Genomic DNA, 21,666 nt, shown 5'->3' on the forward strand with positions numbered 1-21,666 from the left:
ATGCGTTCCGCCGCTCCCCTGCCGTTGGTTGGGGGTCGTGCCGATTCAAGCCGGCCAATTCATGCCGGAGGGGGGTGCTGCCGATATAATCGATGCTCTCGTCGAGGGGCGCTGCGACCGGTATGGCGGACTGATCCGCCAACTGCACGAAAAGTGCAGGAAATACGGCCAGGCTCGACAAGCATTCATCGTTCAACGGCGCCCCGAATTGCAGACATTGATCTGCTTACCGGAGCTATTGCATGAACGCTGTCACGAAAATCGCCCCACATACCGATTACAAGATCGCCGACCTCACGCTGGCCGATTGGGGCCGTAAGGAGCTGGACATCGCCGAGCACGAGATGCCGGGCCTGATGTCGATCCGCCGCAAGCATGCGCAGACCAAGCCGCTGAAGGACGTGCGCATCACCGGCTCGCTGCACATGACCATCCAGACCGCAGTGCTGATCGAAACGCTCAAGGACATTGGCGCCAATGTGCGTTGGGCCTCGTGCAACATCTTCTCCACCCAGGACCACGCGGCCGCCGCCATCGCCGCCTCCGGCACGCCGGTGTTCGCCTGGAAGGGCGAGACACTGGAAGAGTACTGGGATTGCACCCTGGACGCGCTGACCTTCACCCTGCCCGACGGCACCCAGACCGGCCCGGAGCTGGTGGTGGACGACGGCGGCGACGTCACCCTGCTGATCCACAAGGGCTATGAGCTCGAAAACGGCGGCACCTGGGTCGACGAGCCGGCCTCCTCGCACGAGGAAGGCGTGATCAAGGCGCTGCTCAAGCGCGTGGCCGTCGAGCGTCCGGGTTACTGGACCCGCGTGGTCAAGGACTGGAAGGGCGTCTCCGAAGAGACCACCACCGGCGTGCACCGCCTGTACCAGATCGCCGAAGCCGGCAAGCTGCTGATCCCGGCGATCAACGTCAACGACTCGGTCACCAAGAGCAAGTTCGACAACCTCTACGGCTGCCGCGAGTCGCTGGCCGACGGCCTCAAGCGCGCGATGGACGTGATGCTGGCCGGCAAGGTCGCGGTGGTCTGCGGCTACGGCGACGTCGGCAAGGGCAGCGCCGCCTCGCTGCGTGCCTACGGTGCCCGCGTGATCGTCACCGAGATCGACCCGATCTGCGCGCTGCAGGCGTCGATGGAAGGCTTCGAGGTCAACACCATCGAATCCACCCTGGGCCGCGGCGACATCTACGTCACCACCACCGGCAACAAGGACATCATCACCGTCGAGCACCTGCAGGCGATGAAGGATCAGGCCATCGTCTGCAACATCGGGCACTTCGACAACGAGATCCAGGTCGACGCACTGAACGCGCTGAAGGGCGTGGAAAAGATCAACATCAAGCCGCAGGTCGACAAGTACGTGTTCGGCAACGGCAATGCGATCTTCCTGCTGGCCGACGGCCGCCTGGTCAACCTGGGCTGCGCCACCGGCCACCCGAGCTTCGTGATGTCCAACTCGTTCGCCAACCAGACCCTGGCGCAGATCGACCTGTGGGAAAAGCGCGACAGCTACGAGAAGAAGGTCTACATCCTGCCCAAGCACCTGGACGAAGAAGTCGCGCGTCTGCATCTGGAAAAGATCGGCGTCAAGCTGACCACCCTGACCAAGGATCAGGCCGAGTACCTCGGCGTTGACGTGGCCGGCCCGTACAAGCCGGATCATTACCGTTACTGAGTGATCGGGCGAGTGTCGCCCGTGCAATGACGTGTGAAAAACGGGCGCCGCAAGGCGCCCGTTTTCCTTGCAGGATGCCGGATGACCACGCGTGCAAGCGGACCCGCATGGCGATCAATCTGTGTTCGCGGCATGCGGCATCGACATCGACATGCATCGCGTGGATGCAACGCCTCGAGCAATACACCATGGAATCCAGCATGCCGGACAGCTTTGTCGTGGGCGTGTCAGCTGTTGCCGTGTGCGATACTCGCTCAAGGCTTGCGGCATACCCTGCGTGCCGGCAAGCAACCAAAGGATGCGCCCGCGGCGGCGAAGCGACACCGCGCCGCCTGAGCTCAAGAGCAGCGCTGCTTTCCCTGCGAAAGAATTGCACGACACGTCGCGGCTATCTGCCCGCTACGGCCGCCAGTTCGCATTGCGTTCCCAAAACGCAACGCTGCGCCGGTAGGCATCGCGGTCCAGTGCCACGCCGGAGCCGCCCTCTTCCACGCCCAGTGCATTGCGCAGCATGGTGATGGGCGCCATCGGAATTTCTTCCGGCTCGCTGGTGTAGAGGCAACCGACCACACCCCAGTCGGCGTCGATCGGCGCGCCCTCCTTGGCCAGCTGATCGCGGCTATAGAGGATCGGCAGCAGATACGTCGCTACCGGTGGCTCCGCACCTTCGAACCAGCGCACCAGCACCGGCAACTCCTGCGTGCTGCGTGCCTCGTAGCCGGAGCGCAGCTGGTGGCGGTTGTCGTCGGTGATCGGCGCAGTGAGGCAGCGCGTCGAGGTCCAGTTGCGGTGCACATGCAGCTGGCAGAACGGCGCATAGCCTTCGATCACGCGCACCGGCGTCTGTTCATTGAGCCGCTGGATGAACTGTTCGGGCGTGCAATCGCGGATGGCGTTGCGACGACCATCGCGGGGAAACAGACGGGTGCGGGCGAACGGTGTTAGGACGATGGACATGACGGTGGCGGGTGACAAAGAACGCCAGGGTAGCCTGCAGCCCTGCGGTGCGAACACTTACCAGATCAGATCGTCCGGCACCTTGAACTGGCTGTAATAGTCGTCGTCGCTGTCCGGCGCCGATGGCGTGCTGCTACGGCCGTGATCCAGCACCACGCTGTCCGCATCGCGGCTGTAGACCTTGTCGGCGGCGGCGCGCGGAATCAGCTCAAAGCCATCGCCATGCCGCACGATCACCAGCGCCCCGCTGGCCAGCTGACTGCGCAGCGCGGGGTTGACCAGCACGCTGCGGATGACGCTGCCGTCGTTGAAGCGGTAGTCGATCTCGCCATCGCGCTTGACCTTGTTGGTTTCCACGATCTGCCGGACCTGGGCCAGCACTTCCTGTCGCCGCAGCTGCAGCTTGCGTTCTTCGGCCAGCGCGCGATCGCGCTCGGCGCGCTCGGCCTGTAGCCGCGCCGCGTCCACCTTGTCGACGTCGGCCGGTGCCACGGCCGCGCCCTTGGCATGACGCTGCTTGTTCTGCTCGCGCGCGACCTTGTCCACCTGGGCCTTCTTGACCAGGCCGGCCTTGAGCAGTTGTTCTTGCAGCGGATTGCGCATGGGAAGGGAACCGGTGAATGTGCGCCCAGTTTACCGCGCCCCGCGCCACCCAGCCTGACTGCCCGAGCCTGCCACCGGCAGCAGCGGCCGATTCTGCCGGGCCCTTCTTCGCATGCGCGAACTCCCAAGTTCTGCGACGACGCACTACGCAAAGCGCGACCTGCACCGGGGTTTTCGCACCCCCCTGCATTGAATACGTATGCACAACAGCGATGTTGCGCCGCGATGCACGCTTAGCATCACCGCGCGCTGCACGCCGTGCGCGCGCCTTCCGGAACAGGGGCCGGAGGCCTCGATGCGGGCATCGTGCAGCATGCGTGTGCTCGCGCCTACCGACTGGAGATCCATCCGATGCGCGACGCATACGCTCCACCCCCGCCCTCGCGGCTTCAACGCAGCTCGCGGCTGCTGCTTGCCGCGCTGGTGCTGCTGCTGACCACAGCCAATGTGCAGGCCGATGTGATCCTGCATGCCTTCAATTGGCCGTATGCCACCGTAGAGGCACGCGCCAGGCAGATTGCCGACGCCGGTTATCGCAAGGTATTGGTCGCTCCCGCCTATCGCTCGCAAGGCAGCGCATGGTGGGCGCGCTACCAACCGCAGGATCTGCGCGTGATCGATGGCCCGCTGGGCGACACCGCTGCGTTCTCGCGCATGGTGCGGGCATTGGCCGACAATGGTGTGGAGACCTATGCCGATGTGGTGCTCAACCACATGGCCAACGAGGCGGCGACACGTTCGGATCTCAATTACCCCGGCAGCGCCGTGCTCGCGCAATACGCTGCAAATCCGGGCCGTTACGAGACGTTACGTCTGTTCGGCACCTTGCAGTCGAACTTTCTGAGCGCCAGCGATTTCGGTCCGGCACAGTGCATCACCAATTACGACGACGCCTACCAGGTGCGCACCTATCGCATCTGCGGTGGCGGCAGCGATCCGGGCCTGCCGGACCTGCTAGGCAACGATTGGGTGGTGCAGCAGCAGCGCGCCTATCTGCAAGCGCTGAAGGGCCTGGGTGTGACCGGCTTCCGTGTCGATGCAGCCAAGCATATGAGCTTCGATCATCTCAATCGGGTCTTCGATGCAGGCATTCGTTCCGGCGTCTATGTGTTCGGCGAAGTGATCACTGGCGGCGGTACCGGCAATGGCGATTACGACCAGTTCCTGGCGCCGTACCTGCAGTCCACGCCGCATGCGGCCTACGACTTCCCGTTGTTCAACGCGGTGCGCAATGCATTCGCTGTCGGCGCCAGCCTGCAGCAGTTGGTCGATCCCGCGTCCACCGGCCAGGCCTTGCCAGGCAATCGCGCGGTGACCTTCGCCGTCACCCACGACATCCCCAACAATGCCGGCTTCCGCTACGCCATCCTCGACCCTGTCGACGAGACCCTGGCATACGCATATCTGATCGGCCGCAACGGCGGCATGCCGATGGTCTACACCGACAACAACGAAAGCGGCGACAACCGCTGGGTCAACGCCTATCTGCGCGACGACCTGCGCCGCATGATCGGCTTCCACAACGGCGTGCAAGGCAGCGACATGCAGATACTGTCGTCCAGTTCCTGCCATGTACTGTTCCGGCGCGGCAGCCTGGGCATCGTCGGCATCAACAAGTGCGGCAATCCGGTCACCACCACCGTGGCGATGAATGGCAGCGTGCTGTATTGGAACGCGGATTATGTGGATGCACTGGGCTCGGGCAGCGTGGTGCGTATCTCCAGCGGCTCCTACACCTTCACGCTGCCGGCGCGCGGTGCGCGCATGTGGCGCCGCTGAGCTGTCGGGCGAGCACGCGGCGTCCGCTGCGTGGTTGGAGCCCGATCGCAAAGACACGCGGCCTCTGACACAGGAAAACACCGGCTTATCGCCGGTGTTGTGGATGTTGCAACACGTTGGATGGTGCGACCGGCTACCAGGCGAACGGCGCGGTGACCTTGCGCGCGCCGAGCATGAACGCATCGGCCACATGCACGAACGGGGTGACATCCACCTCCGATTCGCCGGCGCGCACCAGCTGCACGAAACGCCGGTACAAGCCGTCGTACTCGCTGGCCGCCTCCACCGGTTGCGGCTGGCCATCGATGCTCAACCTGGCACCGCCCTCGCTGAGCACGAGCAGGCCAGCGGTGGTGTCCACTTCGATATCCCAGCGCTGCTGGCCGGTCTGCAGAAAATCCAGTTCCGCCGTCACCGGCACGCCTGCAGTATCGACAAAACCGAGCCTGGCATACAGCGGTGCCTGGCGGTTTTCCGGCGTGTGCAACTCCGCTTCGCGCAGCGCGAAGGGGCGCGGCAACAGATGCGTGACGATGGACAGCGCATTGATGCCGGGGTCGAACACGCCCATGCCGCCCGGCTCCAGGATCCAGTCCTGGCCTGGGTGCCAATGACGAATGTCTTCCTTCCAGGTGATGTGCGCGCGCAGGATCTGCTTGTCGGCCAGCCACGCCCGCGCAGGCTCCACGGCAGCGGCACAGCGCGAATGCCAGCTGGTGAACAGGCTGCGTTGCGCACGCTGCGCCAACGCGCGCAGATCGTCGATCTCGGCCAGGGTGGCGGCTGGGGGTTTTTCCAGGAACACATGGCGCCCGGCGGCCAGCGCGGCCTGTGCCTGCGCATGCCGCCCCACCGGTGGCGTGCACAGCGCCACCGCTTCGATTTGCGGATGCGCCGCGAAGGCCTCTTCCAGGCTGTGATAGGCCGGCACTCCATCGACCGTGCCGTGCCGGCTCACGGTGACCACCAGCTGCACATCGGCGCGCGCGCCGATGGTGGGCACGTGCTGGTCGCGGGCGATCTTGCCGATGCCGACAAGGGCAATGCGCAATGCGTCTGGATGCTTCATCGAAACCTTCGGGCTGAGGGTGAAGTGGCGGGACCCGCGCGATCGCCCGTTTCAGGCGCATGCACGGAGCCTGCGGCAACGGCGCGCTGCACCAGCGCACGCAACGGCGCAGTGTAAGGTCAGGCTGCGGTTCGCTGCGAGACATCGCTCCTGCTTGTTTTGCTATACCTGCGCCGCCCGGTGGCCGTGCAGGAGCCGCCATGCTGCATCGGTGCAGCTGCACGGCACGCCTTGCCGTTCGTGGCCTTCCACCTGGTCGCACTGGAGCACGGCGGCAACTGCGGTGGGGCACCCTGCCTGCGGCCGATGTATGGCCGGGCCTGCGACACCGGCTGCAGACAGAGCTACCTGCATGCGCCTTGCGATGCACTCACATCTCCAGCACGACCTTGCCCAGGTGGCTGCCCTGCTCCAGATAGCGATGCGCTGCAGCGGCGTCGCCAAGCGGGAAGCGCTTGTCGAGCAGCACGCGCAGCTTGCCCTGCTCGATCCACGGCCACACCACGCGCTCTACTTCCGCGGCCAGGCGTGCCTTCTCGTCGGCACTGCGCGGGCGCAACGTCGAGCCGGTGAGGATCGCCTGCTTGCGCATCAGCAGCGGGATCGGCACCTCGATGGTCGAGCCGGCCTGCGAGGCGATGTAGACGATGCGCCCGCGCGGATTGAGCGCTTCCAGGGTGTCGGCGAACACCGCAGCGCCCACCATGTCCAACGACACATCCACCCCGCCGTGCGCCTTGGCCGCGTCGACAAACGATTCGGTGGTGGAATCGATCGCCACATCGGCGCCCAGTTCGCGTGCCTGCGCCGCCTTGCCCGCCGAACGCGCGGTCGCCAGCACATGCGCACCGGCGGCCTTGGCCATCTGGATCGCAGTCACGCCGATCCCGGACGTGGCGCCGTGCAGCAGCAGCCATTCCCCGGCCGCCAGCCGGCCGTGCTCGAACAGGTTGGTGTACGCGGTAAAGATGGTTTCCGGCAGCGCGGCGGCATGCGCCAGATCCATGCCCGGCGGAATCGGCAGCACATGCCGCGCATCGACCGCTGCGTACTGTGCGTAACCGCCGCCGCCCAGCAGCGCACACACCCGATCGCCGACCTTCCAGCGACCGGCCGGCTCCACGATCTCGCCGGCGATTTCCAGCCCGAGCGTCTGCGGCGCGCCCGGCGGCGGCGGATAGTGGCCGGCGCGCTGCAGCAGATCGGGACGATTGATGCCGGCCGCATGCACGCGGATCAGCACCTGTCCCGGCGCGGGGCGCGGGCGCGGCTGCTCGCTGGCGTACAGCGCATCCGCATCGCCCTTGCCATCGCGGATGGCGATTGCGGTCATCGTGGTATCGCTCATGCGCAGCACTCCGTAGAAAGGGCGCCCAGTGTAGAGCTGCCTGCGTCAACGCCTGGCGCAAGCCCGGTCGCGACACGTCACGCACGCGCAGCGTAACCACCTCGCTACCGCTTCAGGGCAAGCAACTGCACGATGGCCGGCATCACGCGTTGCGCAGTGCGGCAACAGGAGCGATTTACCGGATTGATGCGAGGCGCGGTCGCCGCCACGCGGCGATCGCCTGCAGGCCCGCAGATCCGGCCGTCTCTCCGCTGCCAGCGCACTGCAAGACCACAGCACCTGACCACGCGCGCCTGCATGGCAGACGCAGGTGGCAACCAGTCACTCCGCGCTTGGAGCGGCATCCTGGTCGATGTACTGGCGGATCGCCTCGAACACCTTGGAGGTCCCGTCATCCTGATCCGAAGGCAGGCGTGCGGCAAAGTCCCTCAGCAACTTGTCGCCGTCCACGCCGGGTTGCTCGGCCAGAGCAAGCGCCAGGTCGCCGACGCTGCGCGCCAATGCAACCCAGATGCGGCCCAGCGATTCGGCGATTACATCCATTTCCTGTTCCTGCATGTCGCGCTCCGATCAGATGGCGTGGGGTAGCCGTGAGCTTACCGCGTACGCGGCATACCAAGACTGGCGCCCCAAGCAGCCCCAACCATGTGTGCGTGGCGCGGACCCGTACGATCTTTCGGCGATGCAGCCGAATGCAGGACATCCGCAACCAAATATGCATTCATCGCGATGAAGCGATATTATGCCAGCACGATCCGCCGGACCCGCCGCGATGACGCATCTCAGTTTCGAGTTCTACCCGCCCAAGACCGACGACCAGCGCGCACAGCTGGACCGCACGGCGGCCAGGTTGAAGGGCTACGCGCCGGAATACGTGTCGTGCACCTTCGGTGCCGGCGGCTCCACGCTCAGCTACACCTCCGAGACGGTGCGCCACCTCAAGCAGAAGCACGGTTTCGAAGCCGCCCCGCATCTGTCCTGCGTCGGCGGCAGCCGCCAGGAAATCCGCGAGCTGCTCAAGCTGTATCGCGCGATCGGCTGTACCCGCATCGTCGCGCTGCGCGGCGACCTGCCCTCGGGCATGGGCCACCCGGGTGACCTGCGCTATGCCTCGGACCTGATCGCCTTCATCCGCGCCGAGCACGGCGATGCGTTCCGGATCGAGGTCGGTGCGTATCCGGAGACCCATCCGCAGGCGACCGACGCGTTGAGCGATCTGCGTTACTTCAAGGCCAAGGTGGATGCCGGCGCCGATGCCGCGATCACCCAGTACTTCTACAACGCCGATGCATACTTTCATTTCCGCGACGCCGTGCAGCGCATGGGCGTGGAGATCCCGATCATCCCCGGCATCATGCCGATCTCCAATTTCTCGCAGTTGCGGCGTTTCTCCGAGCAGTGCGGTGCAGAAATTCCGCGCTGGATCGGCAAGAAGATGCAGTCCTATGGCGACGATGCCGATGCAGTGCGCGCCTTCGGTGCGGAAGTGGTGGCCACCGTGTGCGAGCGCCTGATCGCCGGTGGCGCGCCTGCCCTGCACTTCTACACGCTCAACCTGGCCAAGCCGACCACGCAGGTGCTGCAGCTGCTAGGCCGCTGAGCCGCCCGGCCGACGCCATGCCGCTCGGCAGGCGCGTCTGTGCGGGCACCTCATTCGCAAGCGCGCGCATGATACGCAAACGTCGTACAACTTCCCCCGGTCCCTGCGCGTTGTTCGCCGGCTCACGCACCGCCCGTTACGCTGCGCCGATGCCTCGTCTGCTGCTGCCGTTACTGCTGTCGTTCTGCCTTTGCCCGGCCACACGCGTGCAGGCGCAGGAGATCCGTCGCTGCGTGACAGCGGATGGGCAGACCATGTTCACCGACCGCCGCTGCGAAGATGTCGGCGCCGCGTCGCGCCCGCCGCCGGCTACGCGCACGCAGGGCAACACCGGCCTGTATCGCTACGGCTGCCCGCGCCGGCTGAGCGAGCTGGTGTCGTTGCTGCAACTGGCCGTGGACAGCCGCGACGTCAATCGGCTCTCCAGCCTTTACCTGTGGAGCGGCCAGTCCGACACCGCTGCCAACCAGCTGCTGAGCCGGCTGGAAGCGATCGTGCAACGCCCGTTGCTGGACATCGTCCCGATGTACCCGCAACGCGATCCGCCGACCTGGGAAGCCGATGCCGGCACGGCAGTGGCTCCATCCCTGGACGGCAGCGCCATCGACGCCCCACTCCCGGCACCGCCAAGCCGCCCGCGCCCCTGGGGCCTGCGCCTGGAACAGAACCTCGCCAGCGGTGCGCCCGCAAGCAGCGTGTTGCGGCTGCGCCGGCAGTACAACTGCTTCTGGGTGACGTTTTAGCGCAGCGCCCGGCGTGAGCGGATTGCAGCGGCAAGTACATGCGACGGCGCATTGCCCCGGCAATCGGTGATGGTGACGATGGTGGTGTGGGCTGCGAGGCAGTGAGCGTATCGGCTCAGAGACCCCGAACCTCATGCCTCATAGGTAACGCTTGCAGGCTATGCGACAAGCCGGCCCATGATCTGCGTCACCGCCTGCTGCGGACTCAGCACCGCGCTGTCGATCACCCAATGCGGCTCGGTCCACGCCGCGTAGTCATGCGCGAGCACGCAAGACCACTCCGGCACGCGCAATCCGACGATGTCGCTTTGCCGCGATTCCACGCGCTGCCGGTGCACATTGCGATCGCTGCACACCACTTCGATCTCCAGCAAGCGGCTGCGTGTGCGACGAGCGACAGCACGCCACGCTTCACGGGTGACCGGCAGTGGGTTCACGCAATCGGCGACCACCACGTGACCCAGTTGCAGATTGGCCTCGGCAAGCGCATAGGCGGTCATATAGCCGGCTGCTCCGACGTCGTTGGCGAGTGCACCACTTGCGCGTAGTGCCTGCTCGATCGTATCGATACGCAAGTAAAACCCAGTGCAGTGCGTCAGTAGCGCCTTGGCAATGGAACTCTTGCCGACGCCCGGCAATCCGCCGAACACCACCAGGATCGCTGACTGCAAGGTCACTGCGGCCACAGTGCGCGAATCGCGGCGATGCCTTGCGCGCCATGCGAACGTGCTTGGCGCAGGTCGTCGACCTGCATGCCACCGAGTGCGTAGATCGGCAAGGAGACCTGCTCGCGCAGACGTTCGAATCCTTCCCATCCCAGGGGTGTCGCACCCGGATGCGACACAGTCGCCTGCACCGGGCCCAGCACCGCAAAATCGCAGCCCAGACGCTGGGCGTGGCGCAGGTCTTCCAGCCCGTGACACGAGGCGGCGACCGGCTGCTCGGCCGGTAACGGGCGCTCCTGCAGGCCGGCCAATTGCTCCGCGCCCAGGTGCACGCCGATGCCGAGTTCGCCGGCCAATGCGATGTCGCGGTTGAGCAGCAGTTGCGCGCGCGCACGGCCGCGCAGGCGCATCACCTGCTGCAGCAAGGCATGCCAGCGCGCCGGTTCGGCCTGCCGCGCACGCAACTGGATGCGCGTGATGCCGTCCTGCAGCGCACGCTCCAGGCCTTCCAGCCACAGCGCGTCATCGTCCGGTTCGGGCGTGATCAGATAGCGGTCGGGCTGGCGCAGCACACCGACCACCGGCACATCGGCCGGCGGCATCGAATAACGGGGCAGCTTGTCCGCGGCGACCCAGGTCATCGCCTGGCCTTCGCGGCCGCGCGGGCTGCCTTTCCATGTGGTGATGTGGCGCACTTCCAGGCGCAGCCGCTTGTCCGGGTACAGCTGCGGCACGTCCATCAGCCACTCGCCGACCTGCGCCTCGATACCGAGTTCTTCGTTGAGCTCGCGCACCAGTGCCTGTTCGGAGGTTTCGCCAGGTTCGCGTTTGCCGCCGGGAAACTCCCACAGGCCGGGCATGTCGCGGGTCTCGGTACGGCGGGTCAGCAGGATGCGGCCGCGGGCGTCGGTGATCACGCCGGCAACGACGTGGATGGATCTTAGAGAATCGGGCATGGCGCAAGAGTGCCGCGAGTGAGCCGTTCAGCGCAATCGCTTGGCGGCGGGGAATGGAGATTTGGGAATCGGGAATCGGTTGAAGCACGCGCCATCCCCGCCTTTGCAATTCCCCACTCCCGATTCCCGATTCACGTCTACAGTGGATGCCCGATGCGCCAGAGCACACCGCTGGGATCGTGCAAGGTGAAATCGCGTGCGCCCCATGGCCGGTCTTCCGGTGCGCTGCAGCTCACTCCGAACTGCGTGCCCAGGCCGGTGTCGTGCACGTGTTGCCACCAGCTGTCGGCATCGTCCACCCACAGGTGCAGCATCAGATTCTCGGCCAGTTCGCGCAGATAGAAATCCTGCAGCAGAAACGCGCAATGCGTGCCATGCCGGAAGCAGGTCACATTGCCTACCTCGTCTTCCTGCACGAAGCCCAGCGCGCGATAGAACCGCTGCGACACCGCGTAGTCGCGCGCAGGCACGAACACCTTCAATTGCTGGCTGGACAGCAGCGCCATGACCGCACTCCACGCAGGATGTGGATCGAGCATACGCCCAGCAACGGCACCGGCGCAGACGCCTGCATGCGGCAGGCGCAGTTGGCGCCGCAAGAAATGGACAGCGTGTGGCGGACCTGCCGTGCCGAGGCCCACCGCAAGACAGCTCGCAGGACGCTTCCAGCGTCTATGCCGTGGTTTCCGACCTTGCCTGGCAGCGATGCAAGCCATGACTTCGCAGGGAGTTGGCCAAAGGCGGCGAAACCTGAGCGTGGCCTCGCACTCGGTCTGCGATATCCCCCTTCCTGCTTCAAGACCCCCTCAGGATCCCATCCGTAAGCAGAGCCCCCTTGGTAAGGGGGCGCGCCAAGGGCGCGGGGATCGGAAGCAAGGACCGTGCACCAGGCGTCCGCTACGCGGATGCCTGGTGCGCAGCCCCGCCAAGCGGGCTGCGCCACGGTCAACTCAGCTCAGCTGAGTTGACCGTGGCAGTGCTTGTACTTCTTGCCGCTGCCGCAGGGGCACGGATCGTTACGGCCCACCTTGGGCTCGTCGCGGGTCACCTGCGACACCGGCACCGGGGCGTTGCCGCCCTGCATCTGTTCTACTTCCTCGTCGGCACCGTAACCGCCGGCGTCCTGATGCTGGAACTGCGAGGCCATCAGGCGCGCCTGCGCCTGCAGACGCTCCTGCTCTTCCAGCTCGGCCACTTCCTCTTCGCTGCGGATGCGCACGCGCGCCAGCAGGTTGATCACTTCGCGCTTGACGTTCTCCAGCATCTCGGAGAACAACTCGAAGGCTTCCTTCTTGTATTCCTGCTTGGGCTGCTTCTGCGCATATCCGCGCAGATAGATGCCTTGGCGCAAGTAATCCATCTTGGCCAGATGCTCCTTCCAGCCCTGGTCGAGCACGGTCAGCATCACGTGCTTCTCCAATGCGCGCATGGTGTCGTTGCCCACCGCCGCTTCCTTCTCGGCAAAATGCGCATCCACCGCTGCCTGCACCTTGGCCGCAATCTGCTCGGCGTCCAGTTCTTCCTGCGTGCGTGCCATCTCGCTCAGCGCCAGCGGCATGCCCAGTTCCGATTCCAGCGTGGCTTCCAGACCCTTCAGGTCCCACTGCTCGTCGACCGAATTGGGCGGCACGAAGCGTGCGACCAGGTCGTAGATCACGTCGCCACGGATGCCGTCCACATTGTCCTTGACCGATTCGGCATCCAGCAGTTCGTCGCGCTGGGCGTAGATCACCTTGCGCTGGTCGTTGTTGACGTCGTCGAAGTCCAGCAGGTTCTTGCGGATGTCGAAGTTGTGCGCTTCCACCTTGCGCTGCGCCTTTTCGATCTGCCGGCTGACCAGGCGATCTTCGATGACGTCGTCTTCCTTCATGCCCATCATGCGCATCGCCTTCTGGACCCAGTCCGAGGCGAAGATCCGCATCAGGTTGTCTTCCAGCGACAGATAGAAGCGCGACGAACCGGGGTCGCCCTGACGACCGGCGCGGCCGCGCAGCTGGTTGTCGATACGCCGCGACTCGTGCCGCTCGGTACCGATGATGTGCAGGCCACCGGCGGCCTTGACCGCGTCGTGACGACGCTGCCATTCGGTCTTGGCCGCCAAGCGCTGCTCGTCGCTGATGTCTTCGCCCAGGCCATGCAGCTCGGTTTCCAGCGACCCGCCCAGCACGATGTCGGTACCGCGACCGGCCATGTTGGTGGCGATGGTCACCGCGCCCGGCTGGCCGGCGTTGGCTACGATGGTGGCTTCGCGCTCGTGCTGCTTGGCGTTGAGCACTTCGTGCTTGACCCCGGCCTTGCGCAGATGCTCGGAGAGCATCTCCGAGGTCTCGATCGAGGTGGTGCCCACCAGTACCGGCTGACCGCGCTTGGCGCAGTCTTCGATGTCGGCCAGCACCGCGTTGAACTTGCCCTTGCGGTTGAGGAACACCTGGTCCGGATGGTCCTTGCGCACGGTCGGGCGGTTGGTCGGGATCACCACCACTTCCAGGCCGTAGATGCTCTGGAACTCGTAGGCTTCGGTGTCGGCCGTACCGGTCATGCCGGACAGCTTCTTGTACATGCGGAACAGGTTCTGGAAGGTGATGCTGGCCAGCGTCTGGTTTTCGCGCTGTACCGGCACGCCTTCCTTGGCCTCGACCGCCTGATGCAGGCCATCGGACCAGCGGCGCCCGCTCAGCGTGCGGCCGGTGAATTCGTCGACGATCACCACCTCGCCATCGCGCACGATGTAGTCCACGTCGCGCTGATAGATCGCATGCGCGCGCAGCGCGGCATTGAGGTGATGCACCACGCTCAGGTTCTGTGCGGCATACAGGCCGTCTTCGGCATTCTCGAGAATGCCGGCCTGCATCAGCAGCTCTTCGGCGTGGCCCATGCCCGCCTCGGACAGATGCACCTGCTTGCCCTTCTCGTCGATCCAGAAGTCGCCTTCGCCCTCTTCGCTTTCCTGCTTGGTCAGCTGCGGCACGATGCGGTTGACGCGGATGTACAGCTCCGGCGACTCGTCGGCCGGGCCGGAGATGATCAGCGGGGTACGCGCCTCGTCGATCAGGATCGAGTCGACTTCATCGACGATCGCGTAATGCAGGTTGCGCTGGTAGCGGTCGGCCTTGGACAGCGCCATGTTGTCGCGCAGGTAGTCAAAACCGAACTCGTTGTTGGTGCCGTAGGTGATGTCGCTGCCGTAGGCCTCGCGCTTGTCGCTGTGCGGCATCCCCGGATACACCACGCCCACGCTCAGGCCCAGCCAGTTGTACAGCTTGCCCATCTGCGCGGCGTCGCGGCGCGCCAGGTAGTCGTTGACCGTGACCACATGCACGCCCTCGCCCTGTAGCGCGTTGAGGTACACCGGCAGCGTGGCGACCAGGGTCTTGCCTTCACCGGTACGCATCTCGGCGATCTTGCCCAGGTGCAGCACCATGCCGCCGATCAGCTGCACGTCGTAATGGCGCATGCCGAGCACGCGGCGGCTGGCCTCGCGGCACACCGCAAAGGCTTCGGGAAGAATCTTGTCCAGGGACTCGCCGGCGGCAAGTCGCTGCTTGAACTCCGGGGTCTTGGCTTGCAGCTCGGCGTCGGAGAGCTTCTCGATCGTCGGCTCCAGCGCATTGATCTGAGTGACGAGGCGGTTGAGCTGGCGCAGCTGGCGTTCGTTACGACTGCCAAAGACACGGGTAAGCAGACTGTTGATCATTGAAGAAACCGGTTGAAAAGGAACGGTTTGACCGACGCCGGTCCCCAAGACCCGGCCGCCGTAAACGAAACAGGGCGCACTGCGCCCTGTCGATGGCAACACCCTATTGTAGCTTGGGGCGGGCCTTCACGAATCAAGCACCACCCGCGCCGTCGTCAACCGCGCCCGCGGCGGCCCACCGGGGTATTCGTATCGCCCAGAAACTTGCGTGGATTGACCACCCGCCCGTCCGCCCACACTTCGAAATGCACGTGCGCACCAGTCGAGCGGCCGCTGGATCCGGCCCTGGCCACCTGCTGGCCGGCACGCACCAGATCGCCCACCTTCACCACCAGGCGCGAATTGTGCGCATAGCGGGTCACATAGCCGTTGCCGTGATCCACTTCGACCACGTTGCCATAGCCGCCGCGCACGCCGGCATAGCTGACCACGCCATCGGCGACCGACGTCACCGGGTCGCCCACATTGGCGTGGAAGTCCACTCCCTTGTGGAAGGCCGAACCACCGTCGAACGGGTCGGCGCGGCCGCCGAAGCCGGAGGTGATGTAGGTGTTGCGGATCGGCATCCGCGAGGGCACCGAATTCTGTTCGAGCTGATGATCGAACATCAGCGCCGCCAGCACGTTCAGTTGTTGGCCGGAGGCGGAGAATTGCTGTTCGACTTGCCCTAGCGTCTGCTTGAGCGACTCGACCGGCATGTCGCTGACCGGCTCATCGCCGCCGCCGACGCCGACCGGCGCGTCGAAGTCGAATTCGCCGTCCTTCAGCTTGCCCATTTCGGTCAGCCGCTCGCCCAATGCATTGAGACGGGTGGCCTGCGCCTGCAGCTCGCCCATGCGTGCGGCCAGTGCATTGACCTGCGCCTGCGAGGCGCGCTGCACCTGGGCCAGCTCGGCCTGCTGCCGGGCAACCTTGGCCTGCAACGCGGAATTGGTCACCATGCCAGTGGCGGTGCTGGCACCGATGCCGATCAACATGCCCAGCCCAAGCACGGCGCCAAGGACTACCATCGGTCGATCCGCGGCAAAGCCCTGGAACTGGCGGGCCAACCGCTGCGCCCGGGTTTCGCGAGATTTGATTACGACTTTCTTCAACGCCATATGAGTGTCATGTCCAAGCCCAAGTCCAACGCACGCAACCCTTCCGTCCCACAACCGGCCATCGAGGCCGCATTGGGTGAAAATGCTGGCGACCCCTTGCGCCGAGCGTTGTGGCTCGATGCGCTGGACCGGCAGTTGCGCCCCCTGTTACCGCCTCATCTGGTCACCCGTTGCCGGCTGGCCAATGTCAGAGACGAACAGCTCGTTTTTCTGGTTGATTCACCTGTCTGGCATGCCAGGTTGCGGCTTGCCGAGACCCAATTACTGGATGCCGCCCGATCCATCGGGCTGAAGGCCACCGCAGTGACCATCAAGACCACCACCACCGCGCTGCATTCCCCAACGCAGCAGAATCGCGAGCGTCCGCGCCCCGTCTCGGAGGCCACGCACAGAGGTCTGCGCGATGCGCTGGCCTCCCTGCAGGACGTTCCACCCACCAAACGGTGAGCGCCGCGCAGCCGGTGCGAAGTGGCCGCCGCAGCGTGAAAGAATTGCGAAGACCGCGCACGACCCGACGCATCCTAGCGGGCCTCAGCCACGCAGGAGTTAGAGAAGTCTTAAATAAACGTTAAGAACGGGCCGGTAATCCGACGCAGTTCACACTTCGAACGCCAACTACGGCATTCACCGACATCAGGCGTAGACGGGGCTGGCGTAGGTGACCGGCGGTTGCACGGTGCCTTCGGGGAAGCTGACCCATTCCCAGGCGGCCTGATCCGCCAGCAGCGCACGCACCAGTTTGTTGTTGAGCGCGTGGCCGGACTTGAAGCCTTCGTAGGCGCCCAGAATGGCGCCGCCGGCCAGATACAGGTCGCCGATGGCGTCCAGGATCTTGTGCCGCACGAATTCGTTGGTGTAACGCAGGCCGTCCTCGTTGAGCACGCGGAACTCGTCCAGCACGATGGCGTTGTCCATCGAACCGCCCAGGCCCAGATTGCGCTCGCGCATGTATTCAAGGTCGCGCATGAAACCGAAGGTCCGGGCGCGCGAGATTTCCTTGACGTAGGCCGAGGTGGAGAACTCGATTTCCTGGCGCGACTGCTTGGCCGGGATCATCGGGTGATTGAATTCGATGGTGAAGCCGAGCTTGTAGCCGTCGTACGGCTCGAAGCGCGCGACCTTGTCGCCCTCGCGCACTTCCACCGTCTGCTTGATGCGGATGAAGCGCTTGGCCTTGTTCTGCTCGACGATGCCTGCCGACTGCAGCAGGAACACGAACGGGCCGGACGACCCGTCCATGATCGGCAGCTCGGCCGAGGACAGTTCGACAATGACATTGTCCACACCCAGGCCGGCCAGTGCCGACATCAGGTGCTCGACGGTCTGGATCTTGGCGCCATTGCAGGTCAGACCGGTGCACAGCGTGGTCTCGGTGACCAGCTCGGCATCGGCGGGGACTTCGACGATCGGCTCCAGGTCCACACGCCGGAACACCACGCCATGATCGACCGGAGCCGGCCGTAGCGTCATGTACACCTTGTCGCCGGTATGCAGGCCGACGCCGGTGGCGCGAATGGTGTTCTTGAGTGTGCGTTGCTGGGTCATATGCGAAGTCTGGATGAACAATGCAGACAGACGCTGAACCGGCTGTCTAATCCGTTGAGATTATCCGAATTTTAACAAGTCGCGCGTGACGGGAACTGTAATTCCCAGGTTACGCAACTGCAAAAGCTGCCGGACCGTGGCCGATCCGGCAGAAAGGACATGGCACTGCACCCCCGGGGCGAACCCGGGGGCGGGACGGACCGCGTCGCCGTAGCGACGCAGCCGACGATCCTCAGTCGGCCTGTCGGCGCAGGAACGCCGGGATATCCAGGTAATCGTTGGGCAGGTCTGCGGCCGGCGCAGCCGAACCGCCGCCGTTGTTGCTGCCGCTGCCGACCGAGTCGCTGCTCGGACGACGCAGGCCCAGGCCCATGCTGCCGCCGACGGCCTTGGACACCGCATCGCCGCCGCTGGTGTCGAAATCGCCGAACTCCGGCTGGCCGGTGGTGGCATTGCGCACCAGCTTGATCGGCGCACGCTGGTCCGGGCGCTGGGTCTGACGGGCAACCGCACGGTTCAGACCAGTGGCCACCACGGTGACGCGCACTTCGTCCTGCATGTCCGGGTCGAGCACGGTGCCGACCACCACGGTCGCATCTTCCGAGGCGAACGCCTCGATGGTGCGGCCGATCTCGTCGAACTCGGACATGGTGAAGTCCGGGCCGGCGGTGATGTTGACCAGGATGCCGTTAGCACCGGCCAGGTTGACGTCGTCCAGCAGCGGGTTCTGGATGGCGGCTTCGGCAGCGGCCTGCGCGCGATCGTCGCCGCGTGCCGAACCGGTGCCCATCATCGCCAGGCCCATTTCCGACATCACGGTGCGCACGTCGGCGAAGTCGACGTTGATCAGACCCGGACGCACGATCAGATCGGCGATGCCCTGCACGGCGCCCTGCAGCACGTCGTTGGCAGCGCGGAACGCCTGGATCATGGTGGCGTTGCGGCCGAGCACGGTGATCAGCTTTTCATTGGGGATGGTGATCAGCGAGTCGCAATGCTGGCTCAGTTCCTCAATGCCCTTCAGCGCAACCTGCATGCGGCGACGGCCTTCGAACGGGAACGGCTTGGTGACCACGGCCACGGTCAGGATGCCCATTTCCTTGGCCAGCTGCGCCACCACCGGCGCGGCGCCGGTGCCGGTGCCGCCGCCCATGCCGGCGGTGATGAACACCATGTCCGCACCCTGCAGCGCGTCCATGATGCGCTCGCGGTCTTCCAGCGCGGCCTGACGGCCGACTTCCGGATTGGCGCCCGCGCCCAGGCCCTTGGTGACGTTGGTGCCGAGCTGCAGCTGCAGCTTGGCGCCGCAGTTCTTGATCGCCTGCGAGTCGGTGTTGGCGGTGATGAATTCCACGCCATCGACATTGGTGTTGACCATGTGCGCAACCGCGTTGCCGCCGCCACCGCCCACGCCAACGACCTTGATTACCGCGTTGGGAGCCATCTTTTCGATCAGTTCAAAATGTGCCATGTCAGTGTCCTCTTTGGATGCCGTGAATGGGGAATCGGGAATGGGGAATCGGATCGCTCCGTTCGCCAGCCCAACACCCGCATGTCGGCGAATGTTGTTGTTTGAATGCCGGGAATGGGGAGTCGGGAATGGGGAATCGCAACAGCGAATCACCTCCACGCCAACTACCACTTTCCTCGGCGGAAACACAAAAAATTACGCCCTGCCCGCTCTCACCGCTCTCCACTCAAACCTGCCGCAACCGCTTCGCCTTTGCTTCAACCAATTCTCGAATCCCGATTCCCGATTCGTCAGAACTCGCCGCGATACCAATTCTTCAATTTCTTGAACAAGCTCCCGGCGCGTCCGGTCGGGATCGACGGGCGGCGCGGGTGTTCGATCTGGCTGCCCATCAGCAGCAGGCCCACGCCGGAGGCGTGCACCGGGTTGCCGACGACTTCGCCCAGACCGGTGACGTGCTGGGGAATGCCCACGCGCACCGGCATCTGCAACATTTCTTCGGCCAGTTCGACCACGCCTTCCATCTTCGACGCGCCACCGGTGAGCACCATGCCGGCGCGCACCATTTCCTCGAAACCGGAGCGGCGCAGTTCGGCCTGCACCATTTCGAAGATTTCCTCGTAACGGCCCTGCACTGCCTGCGCAAGCGCATGCCGCGGCATGCGACGCGGCGGGCGATCGCCGACCGACGGCACCTGGATGCTTTCTTCGGCGGTGGCCAGCTGCGCCAGCGCACAGGCGTAGCGCACCTTGATCTGCTCGGCTTCCGGGGTCGGCGTGCGCAACATGTGCGCGATGTCGTTGGTGACGTGGTCGCCGGCGATCGGCAGCGAGGCGGTGTGGCAGATCGCGCCCTGCACGTAGACCGCAAGGTCGGTGGTGCCGGCGCCGATATCCACCAGCACCACGCCCAGTTCGCGCTCGTCGGCGGTCAACACCGCCACGCTGGAAGCCAGCGACGACAGCACCAGATCGTCCACCTGCAGGCCGCACTTCTGTACGCACTTGGTGATGTTGGCCGCCGCCGACTGCGCGCACACCACCAGATGCGCATGCACCTCCAGGCGCACGCCGGTCATGCCGACCGGATTGCGGATGCCTTCCTGCGAGTCGTCCAGCACGTACTCGCGCGGGATCGCATGCAGGATGCGCTGGTCGGCGGGAATGGCCACGGCCTTGGCCGCATCCAGCACGCGCTCCAGATCGCTCCAGGTCACTTCGCCGTCGCGGATCGGCACGATGCCGGGCGAGTTCTTGCACTGCACGTGGTTGCCGGAAATCGACGCGTACACCGAGCGGATCTCGCAGCCGGCCATCAACTCGGCCTCTTCCACCGCGCGCTGGATCGACTGCACGGTGGATTCGATGTCCACCACCACGCCGCGCTTGAGACCGCGCGATTCATGCGAACCGATGCCGATCACTTCGATCGGATTGCCGGGCGAGTACTCGCCGACCAGCGCGACGACCTTGGAGGTGCCGATGTCCAGTCCAACGATGAGGGATTTGTCGCCTTTGCGGTTCATGTCTTAAAGCCGGGAATAGGGAATAGCGAATGGGGAATGGTCAACAGCGGTGCACGAATGCGAGGAGAATTGAGGACAAGTGTGTGAGGCGCAGCGGGCGGCGTCGGCTTGGATTTTTTATCCATTCCCGATTCCCCATTCTCCATTCGCCGTTCGACCGTAAAGCCATTGGTGTAGCGCAGGTCGGCGCGGGCGATCGGGCGTTGCGGGTCGGCCAGTTGCGGCAGCACGCGGGCGAAGCGTTGCAGGCGGGCGCGGGCGTCGTCGCGGCCGATCACGATCTGCACGCCGTTGCTCAGGCCCAGCGACCAGCTGCCACGCGCGTCCATTTCCAGACGCTCCACATCCAGCCCGGTCGGCGCGAACAGAGCGCGCGATTCGTTGTAGAGCGCCACCACGTCCTGGGTCTTGCTGTCCGGGCCGCCGAGTTGCGGCAACTTGAAATCCTTCAACAACGGCGGGGTGCGGAACAACCGGCCCTGTTCGGACAACATGCGGTCGGTGCCCCAGCGCGCGAACGGCTTGTGCTCGGTGACGTGCACTTCCAGCACGTCCGGCCAGCGCTTGCGCACCTGCGCACTTTCCACCCACGGCAAGCGCGCGATGGCGTCCTGCGCGTTCTGCAACTTCACCGCGAAAAAGCCCGAGCGCGCATACGGCAGTACCACCGCACGCAACTCTTCGGCCGGCACCCGCTTGAAGTCGCCCGACACCCGCAAGCGCGCCAACGGCCAACGCTCGGCACCGACCCAGCCATTGAGCACGGCCACCACCGGCAACGCGACCAGCGCCACCGCGAGCAACCACGCCAGGATGCGCAGGGTGGCGTTCATGCGCGCGCTCCGCGCGCGGGAATGGGGAATCGGGAATAGGGAATCGTCAACAGCGGCGCACTGCCTGCTGTCGCTTTTGCGATTCCCGATTC

Annotated in this window: 19 protein-coding genes and 1 riboswitch; of the genes, 5 read left to right on the forward strand and 14 right to left on the reverse strand. The window is 65.1% G+C overall.

All coding sequences use genetic code 11. The annotated features are described in order from the left end of the window. The first annotated feature begins 97 nt into the window (after positions 1-97). Positions 98-211: riboswitch (S-adenosyl-L-homocysteine riboswitch) on the forward strand. Positions 212-242: 31 nt separating this feature from the next. Beyond that, positions 243-1,685: an adenosylhomocysteinase gene (ahcY, locus tag FHT09_RS09405; RefSeq protein WP_104606755.1), complete on the forward strand. Its 1,443-nt coding sequence runs from the start codon at positions 243-245 to the stop codon at positions 1,683-1,685. A gap of 399 nt (positions 1,686-2,084) precedes the next feature. Here ahcY and FHT09_RS09410 read toward each other — a convergent pair whose 3' ends face one another. Further along, positions 2,085-2,642 carry a DUF3228 family protein gene (locus FHT09_RS09410; protein ID WP_104606756.1) on the reverse strand — a complete coding sequence of 186 codons (558 nt, stop codon included), beginning with the start codon at positions 2,640-2,642 and terminating at the stop codon, positions 2,085-2,087. A 57-nt stretch (positions 2,643-2,699) separates the two neighbouring features. Beyond that, positions 2,700-3,245 (reverse strand): DUF2058 domain-containing protein, encoded by a 546-nt coding sequence (locus FHT09_RS09415; protein ID WP_104606757.1) that lies wholly within the window; start codon positions 3,243-3,245, stop codon positions 2,700-2,702. A 408-nt stretch (positions 3,246-3,653) separates the two neighbouring features. On the opposite strand from FHT09_RS09415, the gene FHT09_RS09420 reads away from it, so the two are divergent. Continuing rightward, entirely contained in the window at positions 3,654-5,024 is a 1,371-nt protein-coding gene (locus tag FHT09_RS09420; RefSeq protein ID WP_181141377.1) for an alpha-amylase family protein, read from the forward strand. Positions 5,025-5,157: 133 nt separating this feature from the next. Here the strand turns inward: FHT09_RS09420 and FHT09_RS09425 are convergent, their stop codons facing one another. From FHT09_RS09425 to FHT09_RS09435, 3 genes are all read right to left on the reverse strand, one after another. After that, positions 5,158-6,093 carry a Gfo/Idh/MocA family oxidoreductase gene (locus FHT09_RS09425; protein ID WP_184416927.1) on the reverse strand — a complete coding sequence of 312 codons (936 nt, stop codon included), beginning with the start codon at positions 6,091-6,093 and terminating at the stop codon, positions 5,158-5,160. 370 nt (positions 6,094-6,463) lie between these two features. Next, complete coding sequence (locus FHT09_RS09430) at positions 6,464-7,441, reverse strand: NAD(P)H-quinone oxidoreductase (RefSeq protein ID WP_104606760.1); 978 nt, start codon at positions 7,439-7,441, stop codon at positions 6,464-6,466. A gap of 321 nt (positions 7,442-7,762) precedes the next feature. Beyond that, positions 7,763-7,999, reverse strand: a complete 237-nt coding sequence (locus FHT09_RS09435; protein WP_104606761.1) for a hypothetical protein — start codon at positions 7,997-7,999, stop codon at positions 7,763-7,765. Between the two features lie 214 nt (positions 8,000-8,213). On the opposite strand from FHT09_RS09435, the gene metF reads away from it, so the two are divergent. Both metF and FHT09_RS09445 read left to right on the forward strand, forming a co-directional pair. Then, a complete protein-coding gene (gene metF, locus FHT09_RS09440) occupies positions 8,214-9,041 on the forward strand; it encodes a methylenetetrahydrofolate reductase [NAD(P)H] (protein ID WP_104538511.1) in 828 nt (275 codons plus the stop codon). 149 nt (positions 9,042-9,190) lie between these two features. Continuing rightward, entirely contained in the window at positions 9,191-9,784 is a 594-nt protein-coding gene (locus FHT09_RS09445; RefSeq protein WP_104538842.1) for a hypothetical protein, read from the forward strand. A 158-nt stretch (positions 9,785-9,942) separates the two neighbouring features. Here FHT09_RS09445 and FHT09_RS09450 read toward each other — a convergent pair whose 3' ends face one another. The 5 genes from FHT09_RS09450 to FHT09_RS09470 all read right to left on the reverse strand — a co-directional run bounded on the left by FHT09_RS09450 (position 9,943) and on the right by FHT09_RS09470 (position 16,199). Next, positions 9,943-10,455: an AAA family ATPase gene (locus tag FHT09_RS09450; protein WP_104606800.1), complete on the reverse strand. Its 513-nt coding sequence runs from the start codon at positions 10,453-10,455 to the stop codon at positions 9,943-9,945. 2 nt (positions 10,456-10,457) lie between these two features. Beyond that, positions 10,458-11,405, reverse strand: a complete 948-nt coding sequence (locus tag FHT09_RS09455; protein ID WP_104606762.1) for a Nudix family hydrolase — start codon at positions 11,403-11,405, stop codon at positions 10,458-10,460. Between the two features lie 137 nt (positions 11,406-11,542). Continuing rightward, positions 11,543-11,911: a VOC family protein gene (locus tag FHT09_RS09460; RefSeq protein ID WP_104606763.1), complete on the reverse strand. Its 369-nt coding sequence runs from the start codon at positions 11,909-11,911 to the stop codon at positions 11,543-11,545. A 449-nt stretch (positions 11,912-12,360) separates the two neighbouring features. After that, positions 12,361-15,099, reverse strand: coding sequence for a preprotein translocase subunit SecA (gene secA, locus FHT09_RS09465; RefSeq protein WP_104606764.1), 2,739 nt, complete (start codon positions 15,097-15,099; stop codon positions 12,361-12,363). Between the two features lie 155 nt (positions 15,100-15,254). After that, positions 15,255-16,199, reverse strand: a complete 945-nt coding sequence (locus FHT09_RS09470) for a M23 family metallopeptidase (protein WP_104606765.1) — start codon at positions 16,197-16,199, stop codon at positions 15,255-15,257. Between FHT09_RS09470 and FHT09_RS09475 the strand changes: the two genes are divergently transcribed. Then, positions 16,200-16,646 (forward strand): DUF721 domain-containing protein, encoded by a 447-nt coding sequence (locus FHT09_RS09475; protein WP_104606766.1) that lies wholly within the window; start codon positions 16,200-16,202, stop codon positions 16,644-16,646. Positions 16,647-16,832: 186 nt separating this feature from the next. On the opposite strand, the gene lpxC is transcribed toward FHT09_RS09475, so the two are convergent. From lpxC to FHT09_RS09495, 4 genes are all read right to left on the reverse strand, one after another. Continuing rightward, on the reverse strand, positions 16,833-17,744 hold the full coding sequence (gene lpxC, locus FHT09_RS09480; protein ID WP_104606767.1) for a UDP-3-O-acyl-N-acetylglucosamine deacetylase: 912 nt from the start codon (positions 17,742-17,744) through the stop codon (positions 16,833-16,835). Positions 17,745-17,976: 232 nt separating this feature from the next. Then, positions 17,977-19,215: a cell division protein FtsZ gene (gene ftsZ / locus FHT09_RS09485; RefSeq protein ID WP_016902188.1), complete on the reverse strand. Its 1,239-nt coding sequence runs from the start codon at positions 19,213-19,215 to the stop codon at positions 17,977-17,979. A gap of 290 nt (positions 19,216-19,505) precedes the next feature. After that, a complete protein-coding gene (gene ftsA / locus FHT09_RS09490) occupies positions 19,506-20,741 on the reverse strand; it encodes a cell division protein FtsA (protein ID WP_003485272.1) in 1,236 nt (411 codons plus the stop codon). After that, positions 20,738-21,574, reverse strand: a complete 837-nt coding sequence (locus FHT09_RS09495) for a cell division protein FtsQ/DivIB (protein ID WP_104606768.1) — start codon at positions 21,572-21,574, stop codon at positions 20,738-20,740. The genes ftsA and FHT09_RS09495 overlap by 4 nt, the downstream gene beginning before the upstream one ends. Positions 21,575-21,666 lie beyond the last annotated feature (92 nt).

Source organism: Xanthomonas sp. CFBP 8152 (assembly GCF_014199025.1).
GTDB classification, from domain to species: Bacteria; Pseudomonadota; Gammaproteobacteria; order Xanthomonadales; family Xanthomonadaceae; genus Xanthomonas; species Xanthomonas arboricola_B.